The 16,383-nt window shown below is 59.6% G+C and carries 13 protein-coding genes; 2 read left to right on the forward strand and 11 right to left on the reverse strand.

Annotated features, from left to right (window positions below):
- Positions 1 to 54: 54 nt before the first annotated feature.
- From rpsJ to BM177_RS07740, 11 genes are all read right to left on the reverse strand, one after another.
- Positions 55 to 363 (reverse strand): 30S ribosomal protein S10, encoded by a 309-nt coding sequence (gene rpsJ, locus BM177_RS07685; protein WP_026606368.1) that lies wholly within the window; start codon positions 361 to 363, stop codon positions 55 to 57.
- A 135-nt stretch (positions 364 to 498) separates the two neighbouring features.
- Positions 499 to 1,689, reverse strand: a complete 1,191-nt coding sequence (gene tuf / locus BM177_RS07690; RefSeq protein WP_091680700.1) for an elongation factor Tu — start codon at positions 1,687 to 1,689, stop codon at positions 499 to 501.
- Positions 1,690 to 1,728: 39 nt separating this feature from the next.
- Positions 1,729 to 3,804 carry an elongation factor G gene (gene fusA / locus BM177_RS07695; RefSeq protein ID WP_091680702.1) on the reverse strand — a complete coding sequence of 692 codons (2,076 nt, stop codon included), beginning with the start codon at positions 3,802 to 3,804 and terminating at the stop codon, positions 1,729 to 1,731.
- A 51-nt stretch (positions 3,805 to 3,855) separates the two neighbouring features.
- Positions 3,856 to 4,326, reverse strand: coding sequence for a 30S ribosomal protein S7 (rpsG, locus tag BM177_RS07700; RefSeq protein ID WP_091680705.1), 471 nt, complete (start codon positions 4,324 to 4,326; stop codon positions 3,856 to 3,858).
- 72 nt (positions 4,327 to 4,398) lie between these two features.
- Positions 4,399 to 4,770, reverse strand: a complete 372-nt coding sequence (gene rpsL, locus BM177_RS07705) for a 30S ribosomal protein S12 (RefSeq protein WP_091680707.1) — start codon at positions 4,768 to 4,770, stop codon at positions 4,399 to 4,401.
- Between the two features lie 378 nt (positions 4,771 to 5,148).
- Positions 5,149 to 6,525 carry a serine--tRNA ligase gene (serS, locus tag BM177_RS07710; protein WP_091680709.1) on the reverse strand — a complete coding sequence of 459 codons (1,377 nt, stop codon included), beginning with the start codon at positions 6,523 to 6,525 and terminating at the stop codon, positions 5,149 to 5,151.
- 43 nt (positions 6,526 to 6,568) lie between these two features.
- On the reverse strand, positions 6,569 to 7,357 hold the full coding sequence (gene tatC / locus BM177_RS07715) for a twin-arginine translocase subunit TatC (protein ID WP_091680711.1): 789 nt from the start codon (positions 7,355 to 7,357) through the stop codon (positions 6,569 to 6,571).
- Between the two features lie 75 nt (positions 7,358 to 7,432).
- Positions 7,433 to 8,026, reverse strand: coding sequence for a Sec-independent protein translocase protein TatB (gene tatB, locus BM177_RS07720; protein ID WP_139223550.1), 594 nt, complete (start codon positions 8,024 to 8,026; stop codon positions 7,433 to 7,435).
- 87 nt (positions 8,027 to 8,113) lie between these two features.
- The gene (locus BM177_RS07725; RefSeq protein ID WP_091680713.1) at positions 8,114 to 8,356 is read right to left on the reverse strand and encodes a twin-arginine translocase TatA/TatE family subunit; all 243 of its coding nucleotides are present in this window, start codon (positions 8,354 to 8,356) and stop codon (positions 8,114 to 8,116) included.
- 235 nt (positions 8,357 to 8,591) lie between these two features.
- The gene (locus tag BM177_RS19980; RefSeq protein WP_175492527.1) at positions 8,592 to 11,756 is read right to left on the reverse strand and encodes a cytochrome P450; all 3,165 of its coding nucleotides are present in this window, start codon (positions 11,754 to 11,756) and stop codon (positions 8,592 to 8,594) included.
- A gap of 228 nt (positions 11,757 to 11,984) precedes the next feature.
- Positions 11,985 to 12,773: a helix-turn-helix transcriptional regulator gene (locus BM177_RS07740; protein WP_175492528.1), complete on the reverse strand. Its 789-nt coding sequence runs from the start codon at positions 12,771 to 12,773 to the stop codon at positions 11,985 to 11,987.
- Positions 12,774 to 12,975: 202 nt separating this feature from the next.
- On the opposite strand from BM177_RS07740, the gene BM177_RS07745 reads away from it, so the two are divergent.
- The gene (locus BM177_RS07745; protein WP_091680722.1) at positions 12,976 to 13,179 is read left to right on the forward strand and encodes a winged helix-turn-helix domain-containing protein; all 204 of its coding nucleotides are present in this window, start codon (positions 12,976 to 12,978) and stop codon (positions 13,177 to 13,179) included.
- Positions 13,180 to 13,203: 24 nt separating this feature from the next.
- Positions 13,204 to 16,032, forward strand: coding sequence for an ATP-binding protein (locus BM177_RS07750; protein WP_175492529.1), 2,829 nt, complete (start codon positions 13,204 to 13,206; stop codon positions 16,030 to 16,032).
- The last annotated feature ends 351 nt before the right edge of the window (positions 16,033 to 16,383 follow it).

Here is a 16,383-nt window from a genome sequence, read left to right on the forward strand (position 1 = left end):
AACGCGTTTCAAAGGGTTCGTCTTTTTAAAACAATTGCGACCGCGACCCGGCTATTAAAGCTTGATCTCGACATCGACGCCCGCCGCGAGGTCGAGCTTCATCAATGCGTCAACCGTCTGCGGAGTCGGATCCACAATGTCCAGCACTCTCTTGTGAGTACGGATTTCGAACTGCTCGCGCGACTTCTTGTCGACATGCGGCGAGCGGTTGACCGTGAATTTTTCGATCTTCGTTGGCAGCGGAATCGGGCCACGCACCTGTGCGCCAGTCCGTTTCGCTGTCGAAACGATTTCCTTCGTGGAGGAATCAAGGATTCGATGATCGAATGCCTTAAGTCGAATCCGAATATTCTGGCCGTTCATCAATTCAATCCCTGCCAGCCAGCGACGGACTTTCGCCCGCGCCAGCCTACCCTGACCCTCACTGCTCCCGAACGGCGGACCGAATTGGCGCCAGCCTGGGAGCTTTCATTCAAACATCCGCGCGCTTTTTGAGCGCTATTCGGTGATCGAGGCGACGACGCCGGCGCCAACTGTACGGCCGCCTTCACGGATAGCGAAGCGCAGCTTCTCTTCCATCGCGATCGGCACGATCAGTTCGACGTCCATGGTCACATTGTCGCCCGGCATCACCATTTCGGTGCCTTCCGGCAACGTCACGACGCCAGTCACGTCAGTAGTGCGGAAGTAGAATTGCGGACGATAGTTGGTGAAGAATGGCGTATGGCGGCCACCTTCGTCCTTCGTCAGAATGTAGGCTTCCGCCTTGAACTTCGTGTGCGGTTTGACCGAGCCGGGCTTGCACAGCACCTGGCCACGCTCAACGTCTTCACGCTTAGTGCCGCGCAACAGCGCGCCGATGTTATCGCCGGCCTGCCCCTGATCAAGCAGCTTGCGGAACATTTCGACGCCCGTCACGGTCGTCTTGACGGTCGGCTTGAGACCAACGATCTCGATTTCCTCGCCGACCTTGACGATGCCGCGCTCGACGCGGCCGGTGACGACGGTGCCGCGTCCCGAGATCGAGAACACGTCCTCGACCGGCATCAGGAAGGGCTGATCAATCGGCCGCTCCGGCTGCGGAATATAGGCGTCCACTGTCTCCATGAGAGCCAGCACGGCGTCATGGCCGATTTCCGGGCTGCGGTTTTCCAGAGCGCAGAGGGCCGAGCCCTTGGTGATCGGAATATCATCGCCAGGGAAATCATATTTCGACAGAAGTTCGCGCACCTCGAGTTCGACAAGCTCGAGAAGCTCGGCGTCATCGACCATGTCGACCTTGTTCATAAAGACGACGAGCGCAGGGACGCCGACCTGACGGGCGAGCAGAATGTGCTCGCGGGTTTGTGGCATCGGGCCGTCAGCCGCCGAAACGACAAGAATGGCGCCGTCCATCTGCGCTGCGCCGGTGATCATGTTCTTCACATAATCGGCGTGGCCGGGGCAATCGACGTGAGCGTAATGGCGGTTCTTGGTCTCGTATTCGACATGCGCCGTCGAGATCGTGATGCCGCGAGCCTTCTCCTCCGGCGCCTTGTCGATCTGATCGTAGGCGGTGAACGTCGCTCCGCCCGACTCGGCGAGAACCTTGGTGATCGCCGCGGTCAAGGACGTCTTGCCATGGTCGACATGGCCGATCGTCCCGATATTGCAGTGCGGCTTATTCCGCTCAAACTTTTCCTTGCCCATCGTCCGGCTCCTCTAGGATCTGGCGTCTGTCTGCTCAGATCAGGCGTATTTGGCTTGGACCTTCGCGGCTTCGCTCGCGGGGACCTGTTCATAGTGATCGAATTGCATGGTGTAGTTCGCGCGTCCCTGACTGAACGAGCGCAATTGGTTGACGTAGCCGAACATGTTGGCGAGCGGCACCATCGCGTTGATCACGACGGCGTTGCCGCGCATGTCCTGCCCCTGGACCTGGCCGCGGCGGGCCAGAAGATCGCCCATGACCGATCCGGTGTAATCCTCCGGTGTCGTCACTTCGACCTTCATGATCGGCTCAAGCAAAACCGAGCCGCCCTTCTGAAGCGCTTCGCGGAACGCGGCGCGGGCCGCGATCTCGAAGGCGAGCACGGAGGAATCGACGTCGTGGAAGGCGCCGTCGATCAAGGTCGCCTTAACGTCAACGACCGGGAATCCGGCGAGAATGCCCGAGCCCATGACGCTGTTGATGCCTTTTTCGACGCCAGGAATATATTCCTTCGGCACCGCGCCGCCGACGATCTGGGATTCGAACAGATTGCCCATGCCGGCCTCGTTCGGCTCGAAGATCACCTTGACCCGCGCGAACTGACCGGTGCCCCCGGTCTGCTTCTTGTGGGTGTGGTCGATCTCGACCCGGCGGGTCAGCTTTTCACGATAGGCGACCTGCGGCGCGCCGATGTTGGCGTCCACTTTGTAGGTGCGGCGCAGAATATCGACTTTGATGTCGAGATGAAGCTCGCCCATCCCCTTGAGAATGGTCTGGCCGGATTCCTGGTCGGTCGAGACCCGGAACGAAGGATCCTCCGCCGCCAGCTTGGACAAAGCGACGCCGAGCTTTTCCTGATCCGCCTTTGACTTCGGCTCGATCGCGATCTCGATGACCGGCTCGGGAAATTCCATACGTTCGAGGATCACCGGCTTGTTGGTGTCGCACAGGGTATCGCCTGTGCGCGTGTCCTTCAGGCCAGCAAGCGCGACAATGTCGCCGGAATAGGCTTCCTTGACGTCCTCGCGATTGTTCGCATGCATGAGGAGCATGCGCCCGATGCGCTCTTTCTTGTCCTTGGTCGAATTCATCACCGTGGTGCCGGAATCGACGTGACCGGAATAGACGCGGGCGAAGGTGATCGTCCCGACGAAAGGATCGTCCATGATCTTGAAGGCGAGCATGGAAAAGGGGTCTTCGTCACGCGGCAGCCGGAGAACTTCCTCGCCGGTCTCCACATCGACGCCCTTGATCGCCTCGCGGTCGATGGGCGAGGGAAGGTAATCGACGACGGCGTCGAGCAGAGGCTGCACGCCCTTGTTCTTGAAGGCCGAACCGCACAGGACCGGAATGAAGATGATGTGACGGACAGCCTTGCGAATGAGCCGCTTGAGGGTCGCCTCATCGGGCTCTACGCCGTCGAGGTAAGCGGCCATCACGTCATCGTCGAGTTCTACAGCCGCCTCGAGCAGCGTGTGACGATAGGCGGCCGCCTGCTCTTTCAGATTGTCCGGAATTTCGGCGTCATTGTATTTTGCGCCCAGCGCTTCGTCTTCCCAGACGATGGCCTTCATGCGGACGAGGTCGATGACGCCCTTGAAGTCCATCTCGGACCCGATCGGGAGCTGGATGCAGACAGGCCGCCCGCCGACCTTGGTCTTGATGTCGTCGACGCAGCGATAGAAATCCGCGCCGATCTTGTCCATCTTGTTGACGAACACCACGCGCGGAACATTGTACTTGTCGGCCTGACGCCAGACGGTTTCGGTCTGAGGCTCGACGCCCTGGTTGCCGTCGAGCACGCAAACCGCGCCGTCGAGCACGCGCAGGGACCGCTCCACCTCGATGGTGAAATCGACGTGGCCGGGGGTGTCGATGATGTTGAGGCGCTTGCCGTTCCAGAATGTCGTCGTCGCGGCGGACGTGATCGTGATGCCGCGCTCCTGCTCCTGCTCCATCCAGTCCATGGTGGCGGCGCCGTCGTGGACTTCGCCGATCTTATGCGACTTGCCCGAATAATAGAGGATGCGTTCCGTCGTCGTCGTCTTGCCCGCATCAATGTGGGCCATGATGCCGAAGTTACGGTAGTCCTCGATGGGATGAGAGCGCGGCATAGTCAAAATCCTTCAAGCGCTAAGCTTGTGCAAGCGCGAAGCTTGCGGTTGTCACCAGCGGTAATGCGAGAAGGCGCGGTTGGCTTCCGCCATCCGGTGCGTGTCTTCGCGCTTCTTGACCGCGTTGCCGCGGTTGTTGGCGGCGTCCATCAGCTCAGCGGACAGACGGTCGACCATGGTCTTGTCGTTGCGACCGCGCGCGGCCGTAATGATCCAGCGGATGGCGAGCGCCTGACGGCGCTCCATGCGGACCTCGACGGGCACCTGATAGGTCGCGCCGCCGACCCGGCGCGAACGCACCTCGATCGCGGGGGCGACGTTCTCGAGCGCCTGCTTGAAGACGCCGAGAGGCTCGGCCCTCGTCTTCTGGCTGATGATGTCGAACGCGTTGTAGACGATCGTCTCGGCGACCGACTTCTTGCCGTCGTACATGATCGAGTTCATGAACTTCGTCAGGATGACATCGCCGAACTTCGCGTCCGGAATGACTTCCCGCTTTTCAGCGCTATGGCGGCGAGACATCGATTAGGCTCCGTCCAAATTCAATTTGTTTGCTTCAGCTTTTCAGCTTGCCGCGTTCAGTGTCGCGGCGGTCTACTTCGGCCGCTTGGCGCCGTATTTCGAACGGCGCTGCTTGCGGTTCTTGACGCCCTGCGTATCGAGCACGCCGCGCAGGATGTGATAGCGCACGCCGGGAAGATCCTTGACGCGGCCGCCGCGGATCATCACCACCGAATGCTCCTGCAGATTGTGGCCTTCGCCGGGAATGTAGCCGATGACCTCGAACCCGTTGGTGAGGCGCACCTTAGCGACCTTGCGAAGCGCCGAGTTCGGCTTCTTCGGAGTCGTCGTATAAACGCGCGTGCAGACGCCGCGCTTCTGCGGGCAGGCCCCGAGATGCCGGGCTTTTTCCCGGTAGGTCTTGTCCTGTCGCGGCTTGCGGATCAACTGGCTGATCGTCGGCATCGTGGTCTTTCCAAAAACAAGTCAAATCGTAAAGGTCAGGCTGCCCTGGCCTCCTTGAAACTCAAATCCGGGCGCGCTAAGCGGCGTTACAAAAACGCCAAAAAAGCAGCGCCATCAGCCGATCAAGGCTTCTGGCGCTGGGCCCTTCGCAGAGGACCGCGGCGCAAACCGCGGTCTTGCGTCTAAAGGATCCGGGCGAAACCGCTCGTATCCAGCTGTGACTTCTCAGTCGTGGATCCGACAGCGTTTAGGTTTCAGTGGGTTCAGAGCGAGACGCTCCGAAGCAGAAAACCTACGGCCTGTCTGAGGTGGGCGGAACTTAGTTAGACGGCGAAGGCGCGTCAACCCCTTATCGGCGCCGAAACGCTTTATCTTCGCCTAAGACGCTTTTTCTATTTTGCGCAGTCCGCCCATATAGGGCCAGAGCGCCTCCGGAATAGAGACGGAACCGTCTTCGTTCTGGTAATTCTCAAGCACTGCGACCAATGCGCGGCCAACGGCGACGCCGGAGCCGTTAAGCGTATGAACGAATCGGGTCGCCTTCGCGCCTTCAGGGCGGTAGCGCGCATTCATGCGCCGCGCCTGAAAATCGCCGCAGACCGAGACGGACGAAATCTCGCGATAGCGGTCCTGCCCCGGCAGCCAGACCTCGATGTCATAGGTCTTCTGCGAGGCAAACCCCATGTCGCCGGTGCAGAGCGTAACGATTCGATAGGGCAGCTTTAGGCGTTTGAGGACTTCCTCGGCGCAGGAGAGCATGCGCTCATGCTCGGCGAGGGAGTTTTCCGGCGTCGTGATCGAGACAAGCTCCACCTTGATGAATTGATGCTGGCGAATCATTCCCCGCGTGTCGCGCCCCGCCGATCCGGCTTCTGCGCGGAAACAGGGCGTGCAGGCGGTGACGCGAATCGGGAGCTCTTTTTCGTCGAGAATCGATTCGCGGACGAGGTTGGTGAGCGGCACCTCGGCAGTGGGAATGAGCCAGAGAGTGTCCTTCCGAACCGGAGCATTAAGCGGCGTCAACTTGGTTCCCAGATCATATTCGTCGCCGAGCTGGTCAATCTGTGGCGGCAGACTCAATTCTTTGACAGCCGAAAACTGATCCTCGCGAAACTTCGGCAATTGCGCCGTGCCGAACATCGTCTCGTCCTTGACGAGGATCGGCGGATTGACCTCCGTGTAGCCGTGTTCGCCCGTATGCAGATCGAGCATGAAGGCGCCAAGCGCGCGCTCCAGCCGCGCTAGCGCGCCCTTGTTCACGACAAACCGCGCGCCCGACAGTTTCGTGGCGGTCTCAAAATCCATCAGCCCGAGACTTTCGCCGATCTCGAAATGCTCCTTCGGCTTGAAGTCGAAGCGCGGCCGCTCGCCGACCTGGCGCAATTCGGGATTGTCATTCTCGTCCTTGCCGAACGGAACATCCTCAAGCGGCAGATTCGGAATCTCCGCTAAAGCCTTGTCAAGGAGGGCGGTCGCCTCTTTTTCCTCCGCCTCGAACGCGGCGAGTCCCGCCTTCAGCTCCGCCACCTCCGCCTTCAGGGCCTCGGCGCGCGCGGAATCCTTCGCGGCCATGGCCTGGCCAATTTCCTTCGAAGCGGAATTGCGGCGTTCCTGCGCGGCCTGTGATTTCCCGATGGCGGCGCGGCGCGACTCATCGAGCGCCAGCAGATGAGTGGCCAACGGCTCCAGACCGCGCCGGCGCCTAGCCTCATCAAATACTACAGAATTATCGCGTATCCATTTGATATCGTACATAATGGCTCTTCGAAATCGCTTTAAGTTAACAAAAGAGGAAGAGCTATGGTTCCGCCTTTGGATCGTCCGTTTCCTCTGCCGCACGGCTTTTTTCGATCATTGCGACCGTGACGATCGACAGCTCGTACAACAGGAGCGCGGGCGCCGCGAGAGCCAGCATCGAGAAAATATCCGGCGGAGTCAGGATCGCCGCGATGACGAAGACCAGCACGATCGCATAGCGCCGCTTATTGCGCAGAAATTCCGAATGGATGATTCCGATCCGCCCGAGCAGGGTCAGCACCACCGGCATCTGGAAGGTCACGCCAAAGGCGAAGATCAAGGTCATGATCAGCGAGAGATATTCGCTGACCCGGGGCAGAAGCTCGATCTGCGCCCTGCCCGGCTCCTTGGCCTGCTGCATCCCGATGAAAAAATGCAGAAGGTTCGGCATCACGACGAAATAGACGAGCAGCGCGCCGAGGGTGAAGAAAACCGGCGTGGCGATGAGGTAAGGCGCAAAAGCCTTGCGCTCGTGCCGGTAGAGGCCCGGCGCCACGAACTGGTAGATCTGCGAGAAGATCACCGGACAGGACAGGAAAGCCGCGGAGAACAGCGCGACGCGGATCTGGGTGAAGAAATATTCCTGCGGCGCGGTGTAGATGAGCCTCGCATCCGGCCCCGCCACCTTCTCGAACGGCGCCACCAGCACATTATAAATATCCTTGGCGAAAAAGAACGAGATCAGGAACATCAAAATGAATGCGACGAGCGCCTTGATCAGACGCGCGCGCAATTCGATCAGATGATCCATCAAAGGGGCTTTGGTCGCCTCGATGTCGGCGTCGCTCATGGAAATCCCGTCTCGATGGCCCATTTTGCGGCTGGCGCCGCTGCGCGTCCTCAGTGAACGCGCGGGCCGGAAAAGTCACGCTTTCTCTTGTGGCTGCGCCTGAGGCTCGGCGCCTGCCGCCGGCGCGGCGGCCATCTCCGCCTCGAGCGCGCTGGCCAGCGCCTTCATCTCGGCCTCGATCCCGCCTGGCCCCGCCGCCGGCGCGACCGGCTGCGGATCTGGCGAGAGGGGCGCGGCTCCGGCGTCGCCGGGGGAAACCTCTCCTTCCGCGGCCGCAAGCGGCAAATGCGGCAGGTCCACCGAATTCAACGGCGGTCCGTCGTCGTAAGGCGAAGGCAGAGTCGGGGCTTCAGCGCCGATCCCGGCGGACGGCGCTTTCGCCTCGCCCTCGATCGCCCCGCTGATCTGGCTTTTGATGTCGCTCATCGGGTTGAACGCGACATCGACCTTGGCGCTTTCGGCGAGCTTCGCGACGTCGGCCTTTACCTCTTCGAGGTCGGCTTCCCGCATCGCGTCCATGAACTGGCCCTGGAATTCGGCCGCCATCCGTCGCATCTTTGCGACCATCCGCCCGATCTGGCGCAGAACGCCGGGCAATTCCTTGGGCCCGATGACGATCAGCGCGACGACGCCGATGATGATCAGTTTGCCGGCGTCGAAATCGAACATCTGGAAGCGTCACTCGAAACGTCGGACGAACGGCGAACAAGAGCGCGAAAGAGAAACGCGCCTTCAGGGCATGTCAGAAGTCAGGGCTTAGCTGACCTTGCGGGTTTCGGAAACCTTGACCGGGTCCGACGCCTGATGATCGAGGCTGCGGACCGAATCGACCGAACCGGGAGCCTCGGGCTTGGAATCGTCCTCCGCCATACCCTTCTTGAAGGATTTTATGCCCTTCGCGACATCGCCCATAATGTCGGAAATCTTGCCCTTGCCGCCGAACAGGACGAGAAAGACAGCGCCGACGATGAGCCAGTGCCAGATCGAGAGACTGCCCATGCCGCCAACCTCCTTGAAGAAATCTTACAGGAATTGCGGGCCCGACGCCCGCGTAAGCGGTGAACCTATGCTTGCGCGGGGTCAAAAACAAGCAGGCCTCGGCGCCGCTGACGCGGAACCGGCTCACTATTTATCAGAGACTCGGCGCTTTCATCTATAATGGCGCGGAATGTTCACCGCTACCGACGGAAAAACGAACCTTCGCCTTCACATTCTCAATCCTGCTCAATCCTGCTCAATCCTGGGCGATCTCGTACTGGTCGACCGCCGCGGTCTTGCCTGGAACGGTCTTGCCTGGAACGGACTTGCTTGGAACCGGCGACCCTTTGAACGGGCATTGTCCGTCAGGGCGCGCCTGCGGGGACACGGCGCCGCGGGCCGGCTTCGCGTTTCTCTCCGAACGGAACCATTCAACGTCCAAAGCTCCGACGGGCGCCGCCACGCCGGCCCCGAACCTGAAATCATCCCACCGCGGCTGCGGATCCTTCAACCGCCACTGAAACCGCGTCAGGAGAGCGACGCAGAACAGCTTCGTGATCACGACGGCCAGATCCTTGCCGGGACAAGTCCTGTTGCCTGGCGAGGCCGAGGCGTCGTGGGAGCCTCGCGGCCAGATCAGATGCTCGGACGCCTTTTCGTCGTCGAACCGGTCAGGGTTGAATTCCTTCGGATTGTCAAAAACCGCCGGGTCCTGATGCGCGAACGGAATGACGCCCATGACGAGTTCGCCCTTGCCGACGGCGAATAGTCCCGAGTCCGATTCAATCGTTCGGTCGCGTGTCGCCCGGCCGAAAATCAGAAACACGGGAGGATGAAGCCGCAGGATTTCGCGAAGGGTTTTGTCGAGCAGCGGCAGCGATCGCAGAACGCTCAGATCGTCGATCGTCCGCTGGCCGGGCCCAAGCCGATCGGCCATCTCCTCGCGCAATCGGGCGCATAATTCGGGGCGCAAGCTAAGCTCCCCGACGATCGACTTCAGGATATTCTGAGTCCCAAGGAAAGCGTTCATCCCAACGAGGAACATAAGCTGCCTCGCCACCGCCTCCTCATCCGTCAGCCCCTCCAATCGGGCGAGCTCCACAATCTCCCGGAACAAAGGAGCGGATTTCACAAAAGCGAGAAGCTCGGGGTAGAGCGCTTTCGATTTCGCGTATTTCGACCACGGAATGTATCTCGTGACGGCGACAAACCGGTGCCCGAAAATATGTTTGTAAATCAGCCGCACCTTTTTGGGGTCGGGACGGGCGCCAAATATCCACCGAAACAGGAAGACCGCGGAAAAGTCCTCCAGCTCGTCGCTCCAGCTGAACTGGCTCTTCGACAGCCATCTTTGCGAGAATTCCTCGATCGTTTCATGGAACTGCGCCGCGAGGGAGGATGAGCGCCTCTGCAACAATCTTATGTAGAATGATTTCGGCGCGTCGTGCGCGGCGCCAGACTCATACATGCCGGGCGGCAGGCCGCCCGTCAACGAAAGGAGCGGGAGTGAGAATCTGTATTTGTCGGAAGGAATGTCCTGCACCAGATCTTCCGATGCGAACAACGCCTTGATGGCGCGATGATCAAGAACGGCGATGGTTGGCTGAAACAGATTTATCCTGAACACGTTGCTGGCGTATCTTTTCTGCCTGCGGCGGAAAAACCGCTCCCATCCGCTAAAGAACAAGAAGTCGCACGTGTCAACAAGCTTTCCCAGAACCGGCGGTCCATAACCTCCCGGCGCCTCCAGCGCGGCGGCGAACGTCGCCTTGCGATCTTTCATCGAAGAATTCCTCTGAACGATGGCGTCGAAGCTCGACGTCGTTTCGATACTCTCCAGGCCAACCCTGGAGAAAGATTTTTCGCCGTAGACGTTCCGCGAGAGGAGCGGATTGGTCAAGGCCTGCGAGAAGGCGTCCACGACCACCATGAAGAGCATCAGGGAGCCGAGGATTGCGCGCTCTTCCTGCTTCTCAGCATAAAGACCCGGAATCAGTTCAACCTGATTGACATCGGTGTAAATCGCTTTGAGCTCGGCGGCCAAAGCCTGATCCCCGGTGAGCTCCTCGAACGTCGACGCCGGCCGCAAACCGAAATGCGCCCGATATTCGTTGTAGGGACGGATACGCCATGCCCGCGATTTGGCGAGCGCCGCTTTGTCCGCCATGCTGTTGAGAAATGGCGTGGTGTTTCTGATCGTGAGCCGGCCGGCGCGCTGGGTCGCCGCGGCGTGAAGCACATTCTCTACGCCCAGGGCGATGAGCGGGCCATTGTCCAGAAGCAATTGTTCGATCGGACGTTCTTCGCCGTTCAAGCTGATCGAATCCGGCACGAACGGGTGCCACCGGTAAAGTAGATCGAATTCCGCGGTGATGCGGTTTGTCCGGTACCAATGTTGGGTTTCCGCAAAGCCAACCTCGGTAAAGATCTGGAAATGTGCCGAAGACAAATGATTGATGTAATCTTCAATGATCACCTTCAGAAGAAGCGCGATATTGGCGTTGCGGGCTGTCTCGAAGAGCCTGTCGTCATCCCACTCCGGATACCGCCGGGAGATCTCGTCGCAGAGGCGATTGTGCTCACGCACGAATATCGTGTTGATGGCGCTGTAGAACAGCGTGGAATTGGCGTTTCCAAGTCCGGAAGCGAAAAAACACTCTCTTTGCTTGTCCGTCGCCGCTTGCCGTCCAGAAGATTCTGCGGGTGATTTGGACGCAGAAACATTCACGAACCGGGTGAAGAAGCTGTTCTTGTCTTTAACGTAGGAAAGATCTTTGAATCGCTCCCTCACGCCGAGAGTTCCGGCCTCGTCCTTTTCAAACAGCAAAGGGGGGAATTCCTGGCCGTTCAAGCTTTCGGTCAACAGCTTGCCGCCTTCATGGCTGCGCAGAATCGAAGCGTCGGAAGGGCTAAGTCCATAAATCTGACAAAGGTCGATTTCGTGATTAGACGTGTTCTTTCTGGCGTCGGTTGGATCCGTGCGAAGGAAGCTGTCAGTGAACCATTGCGCGAAAAAGCCGAAGAGGATTGAGCTTCGCGGGCAAGGGATCATCGGACCTCGCCGCTTGAACAGAGCTGCGACCTTGTCTGGATCAGGCAAGGATAGAGGCTCGGCGGAGCTGGCCGCCGGGCTTGGGGACAGGTGGCGTCCCGTTACGCTTCTATCGACAAGCCCGACCCACGACACATAATCTGCAACATAAGGTTCGAGATCAGTTTCGGATCTTCGCTTTGGCCCCCAAAGCGAATAGGCGTATGGCCTGGCTGGCCCGCTGCTCGTCAGAAGATGGATGAAGACGCGGTTCGCCCATTTTCTCAGAAACGGAACGCCGCTCACGAAACGCCACAACCACGGATACCGTGGAGCCAGATGAATCACGAAGGCTTTCAGCATCCGCCGCCCTCTATGCTCAAGGGTCAAGGGCGCCGCCTTGGCCGTTCAAATGAACTTGCGTCACTTTCCATCGAGAGACGGCCAATATTTTCAAGCCGGCGCCGGAAATTCGCAAGCAATTTTCCCCTTGCGGGAAGTTTCCTCTCGCAGGAACTATCTTGCGGAAATTCCCACTTCATCGGATTTGCCCTGCAGATCAAGCTGCGGTAGCGGAGTCGTTTCGTCATCGCCTCGTTACAAATGCCGTCGTGGAAGCTACAGCATAACTGCCGCTGTAGCAGGAAATCTATCCGAATGCGGTCCGGCGTTTTCTTCATTACGCCGCGCCGTCGCGGCTCCGAGCGGCGCTCGCCTGAGTGCTGTGGCGGACCGGTATTCTTCCCAGGGAATCGTGGTTTCGAAGAAAACCCGGACAAGTTCGGCCTGACGATGAACGCCGGTTTTTTCAAGGATGTGGGCGAGATGCGTCCGCGCCGTCGACTGGGCGATATTCAATCGATGAGCGGAAATCTTCAATCCGTCTCCTGAGATCAACTGCGCAAGAACCTTCGCCTCGGCAGGCGTCAACGCGAACAAATCAGCGAAAGCTCGAATGCGTTCCGTGGTTCCGCGGCGGCAATCGACGATGAACAGGCCTGCGGCCGCCTCATCCTCATCATGACTGCGATGTTCCTCGTTCCGCCCAAGCGGCACCACATGAATGATCAGTGATGAGTATCCGCACTTATCATACAGGACGATGGAGCCCTTTGGCGAACCTTCGCCGCGCGGACTGGAGGCCGGCGCCAAAAGCGCGCGCAATTTTCTGGCGGCGATTGCGTCCTCAAGGTTAAGGCAACCGTGTTTTTGGCGTAGGAGATTATTTTCGGCGAGCAAGGTCTCCGCCGCGTCGTTCGCGCATATGATTTGGCGATTCAATGTGATCAGAAGCACAGCAAATCCTGCACATCCAATTACCTTCCCCAACTGGTCGACTTGGTGCATATGTGATCGGAGCGAGTCACCGATCGCAAAGACTGGCGTATGAGCCGAGATCATCTGCATCCCTTTATCTCCTCGCCGGACAAACTCTTGCGGACAAGTCGGGCGCAAGCGCACAAACACGGCGTGAACGGGGCTTTGCCGCCGAATTCGGCGACCCCTCGAAAAGCACATTGATCCTTCAAGTGCGCAGGGTCTTTAGGAACGCCTTAGGGGCGGGCTGATTTTTTCTTAAGTTTCGATTAAATCGAAACAGAGGACGCAAATGGAGAACGCAACTACGGCATTGTCCTTCGGAGAATTCCGTCTGGATCATGCGAACGCCCTATTGTGGCGAGGCGCCAATCGGATTTCGCTGCCGCCCAAGCCTTTCGATGTTCTCTGCTGCCTCGTGCGCCGCCACGGCCAATTGGTCACCAAAGACGAATTGCTTGACGCGGTCTGGCCTAATCTCCATGTGACGGAATAGAGCCTGAGCGTTTCGATCAACGCCTTGCGCATCGCCCTTGGCGACGACCCCAAGGCTCCGCGCTACATTGAAACGGTGACGCGACGCGGGTATCGTTTTATCGCTCCTGTCAGCGGCGAGCCGAAGGCGGAAGCCGACGAAAAGCCCGAACCTGAGCCTCAGCGTCAGCTGCGCCAGACTGTCGCGCCCGCGCGCTGGCATGTCGGACGCGCCGGTCCGCTCAAACGCCTCGACGAATATTTCGAACTCGCCGTGGCGGGCGACCGCCAGCTCGCATTCATCACGGGCGAGGCCGGGATCGGAAAAACCACTTTTCTCGAAATGTTCGTGGAGCGGAAGGTTCAAGCCCGCCCCGTTCTCCTTTGGTGCCGGTGCGTCGAGCACTTCGGCACGGACGAGGCCTTCCTGCCCCTGATCGAGGCGTTGCAGGATCACTGCCGTGGCGCCGGAGGTCCGGGCCTCGTCAAGACATTGCGCTTGATCGCCCCGACGTGGCTCGCTCAATTGACCGGATTTCTCGAGCCAAATGACCGCGCCGACCTCCAGAACGAGATTTTCGGAGCCACCAGGGAGCGCATGCTTCGCGAGTTCTGCGAACTCGTGGAATTCTTGAGCCTCGAACGACCCTGGCTCATCATTATCGAGGACCTTCATTGGAGCGATTACGCGACCCTCGACGTCCTATCGCTGTTCGCGCAACGGCAGCAACGGTCGGCGGCCCTGGTCCTTGCGACCTATCGTCCTGTTGATGTCGTCGTCGGCGGCCACCCTGCCCTGACTGTTCACCAAGAACTCCAGATTCATGGGCGCTGCACGGAACTTGCGCTGGAAAAGCTGTCCTTGGCGGAAGTCAGACAATATCTCGGTCAGAGATTCGGCGACGTCAATTTGGGAGAAACGGTCGCCGAACAAATTTACGCGCGGACCGGCGGACAGCCCTTATTCGTTGTTTCTCTCGTCGACTATTTCGTCGCCCAGGGGGAAATCCGTGAAGTCGATGGAAAATGGCGCCTCGCGCCCGACGGACTTGTCTCCCAGGACTGTATTCCGCACGATTTGCGGGCCATGATCGGGCGCCAGCTGGATCGACTGGACCCCGTCGAGCAGCGGGCGCTCGAGGCGGCCAGCGCAGCGGGAGCGGAATTTTCCGCCGCCCTCGTGGCGGGAGCGCTCGAGAGCGACGCTCTGGACGTCGAGCAGGTTTTTGAACGTCTCGCGAGGAAAGGCCAGGTAATCGCCCAGGCCGGAGTGGCCGAATGGCCTGACGGCACGGTGGCCGGCCATTATTCTTTCCTGCACGCGCTCTTTCAGGAGGTGCTCTCGCAGCGACTTGCGCCTGGACAAAAGGTCCGGCTGCATCGGCGTCTTGGCGAGCGATTGGAGATCGGGTACGGCGCAAGGACGGCGGAGGTCGCCTCTCTTCTTGCGATTCATTTCGAGGAAGGCCGCGATTTCTCCAAGGCGATACGCTACCTAGGCGAGGCCGCCGAAAGCTCCGCCAAGCGTTTCGGCAACCGCGAAGTCGTCGTTTACGTCACTCGCGCCCTCGACCTGGTCTCGCGCCTGTCGAGCGAGCCTCCCCTGGAGCTGCGGATGAAACTGCTGCAGCAACGCGGCTGGGCGCGGCGCTCGGCCGGCGACCTTCGCGGCGCGCTCCAGGATCTCACCGCCGTCGCGTCCTGCGCGGCGCAAGCCAATCAGCCGCTCGCCGAGGTCAAGGCGCTGATGGATCTCAGCCGATTTTGTGTTTGGGTCGACCGGCGCCGCTGCCTCGACCTCGCCGAACGCGCCGTTGTCCTCAGCCGGACATTGGGCGACCAGACGCTGACGATCCTCGCTGAAGCGAACTGGTCGAGCTTAAGACTTTATCTCAAGGGTTGGCGCGACGAAGACGCGGCTCGAAGTCGCGTCGCGGTGCAGATGATGGGTCAGTCGCAGGATCCGCGCACGGAGATGAGGCGGTGCGGCATCGTGAGCACCATCGAATTGATCACCTCGAATTATCGGGAGTGTTTCGCCGCGGCGGACCGGTGTCAGCAATTGGCGCAGGACAGGGGCGACGTCTACTTCTACGTCATTTACAATACGTTTTTGGCCCTTTCCCTGCTTCAGCTTGGAGAATGGCGGGAAATGAAACAGAGGCTCGCCGCCGCTCTGACCTTGACGGAAAGAAACGCCAACAAGCATGTCAGCGGCATGTGCCATCTGATGATCGCATGGCTGCATGCCGAAGCGCTCGACTTCGAAGGCGCGAGGAAGCGTTGCGAAGAAGCGCTTGATCTGGCGGTGGAGGAAAACCCGGTCAATTTTTTCCTTGGCCGAAATATTCTGGTAAAAATCCATCTCGGCTTGCGGGACTATCCGGCCGCTTTCGATCAATTGACGGCCATCACGCGCAGAATCGAGACGGACGGCGTTCCAATGGAATCGGTGTTCCACCCGTTCTTTTTCCACAGTCTTTCCGAATATTGGCTCGGGGTGGGCGATACGCCACGCGCAAAGGTGCACGCGTTGCAGCTTTCCGAAACCGCCGCGCGACCGCCGGAGAACGCCTATCTGGCTTTGTCCCATCGGCTATTGGCGAGGATCGCGGTCGCCGAGGGAGATATGGAGCAGGCGAAGGGTCAGCTTGCAAAGGCGATCGCCATCGTCGAAGTGGGCGAGATGCCGATCGCGGCCTGGCGCGTCTGCGCAACCGCCGCGGAATTTTACGAAAGCGTCGGGGAAACCGACAAGGCCGTCGTCTTCCGACGCCGCTGTGACGCGATCATTCAGACATTGGCCGCGACGTTTGACGAGGCCGACCCCCTGCGTTCGTCGCTCGTTGAGAGATACGCCTCTCCGCTCCAATGAGCAGGCGATCCTTTTTGCTCGAAACCAAGCGCACGGACTTGAACGCACGGGCCTGAGCGGATGGACGTGAAACGCTTGGACGTGAAACGCATGGACCTTGGCGCGCCGGGGGCGATCCCCGAGGGAGCGCCCTCGTTCTTAAGAAAAACATAAGAAAAAGAGAAGCAAAGCTTAAGAGTTCTCCGCCTGCCTTGCCCCTATAATATCACTGTCGATGCATTGACACGGTCGCCCCTTTTGTTCGTGGCGTTGTCAAGTCTTGGGGGAAGGGCAATGCTCCCTCAAAAGCGGCGAGTCGATACACCGTCCGGCGAGCGGGAAGCCGGTAACGCTTCCCGCTTGCATGGACCG

Origin of the sequence: Methylocapsa palsarum (assembly GCF_900114285.1) — a bacterium.
Lineage (GTDB): Bacteria > Pseudomonadota > Alphaproteobacteria > Rhizobiales > Beijerinckiaceae > Methylocapsa > Methylocapsa palsarum.

Excerpts from the sequence above, each read along its gene's own strand:
- fusA (WP_091680702.1), bottom strand. The coding sequence starts at position 3,804 with ATGCCGCGCTCTCATCCCATCGAGGACTACCGTAACTTCGGCATCATG.
- rpsJ (WP_026606368.1), bottom strand. The coding sequence starts at position 363 with ATGAACGGCCAGAATATTCGGATTCGACTTAAGGCATTCGATCATCGA.
- tuf (WP_091680700.1), bottom strand. The coding sequence starts at position 1,689 with ATGGGCAAGGAAAAGTTTGAGCGGAATAAGCCGCACTGCAATATCGGG.
- serS (WP_091680709.1), bottom strand. The coding sequence starts at position 6,525 with ATGTACGATATCAAATGGATACGCGATAATTCTGTAGTATTTGATGAG.
- tatC (WP_091680711.1), bottom strand. The coding sequence starts at position 7,357 with ATGAGCGACGCCGACATCGAGGCGACCAAAGCCCCTTTGATGGATCAT.
- tatB (WP_139223550.1), bottom strand. The coding sequence starts at position 8,026 with ATGTTCGATTTCGACGCCGGCAAACTGATCATCATCGGCGTCGTCGCG.
- BM177_RS07745 (WP_091680722.1), top strand. The coding sequence starts at position 12,976 with ATGGAGAACGCAACTACGGCATTGTCCTTCGGAGAATTCCGTCTGGAT.
- rpsL (WP_091680707.1), bottom strand. The coding sequence starts at position 4,770 with ATGCCGACGATCAGCCAGTTGATCCGCAAGCCGCGACAGGACAAGACC.
- rpsG (WP_091680705.1), bottom strand. The coding sequence starts at position 4,326 with ATGTCTCGCCGCCATAGCGCTGAAAAGCGGGAAGTCATTCCGGACGCG.
- BM177_RS07740 (WP_175492528.1), bottom strand. The coding sequence starts at position 12,773 with ATGCAGATGATCTCGGCTCATACGCCAGTCTTTGCGATCGGTGACTCG.
- BM177_RS07725 (WP_091680713.1), bottom strand. The coding sequence starts at position 8,356 with ATGGGCAGTCTCTCGATCTGGCACTGGCTCATCGTCGGCGCTGTCTTT.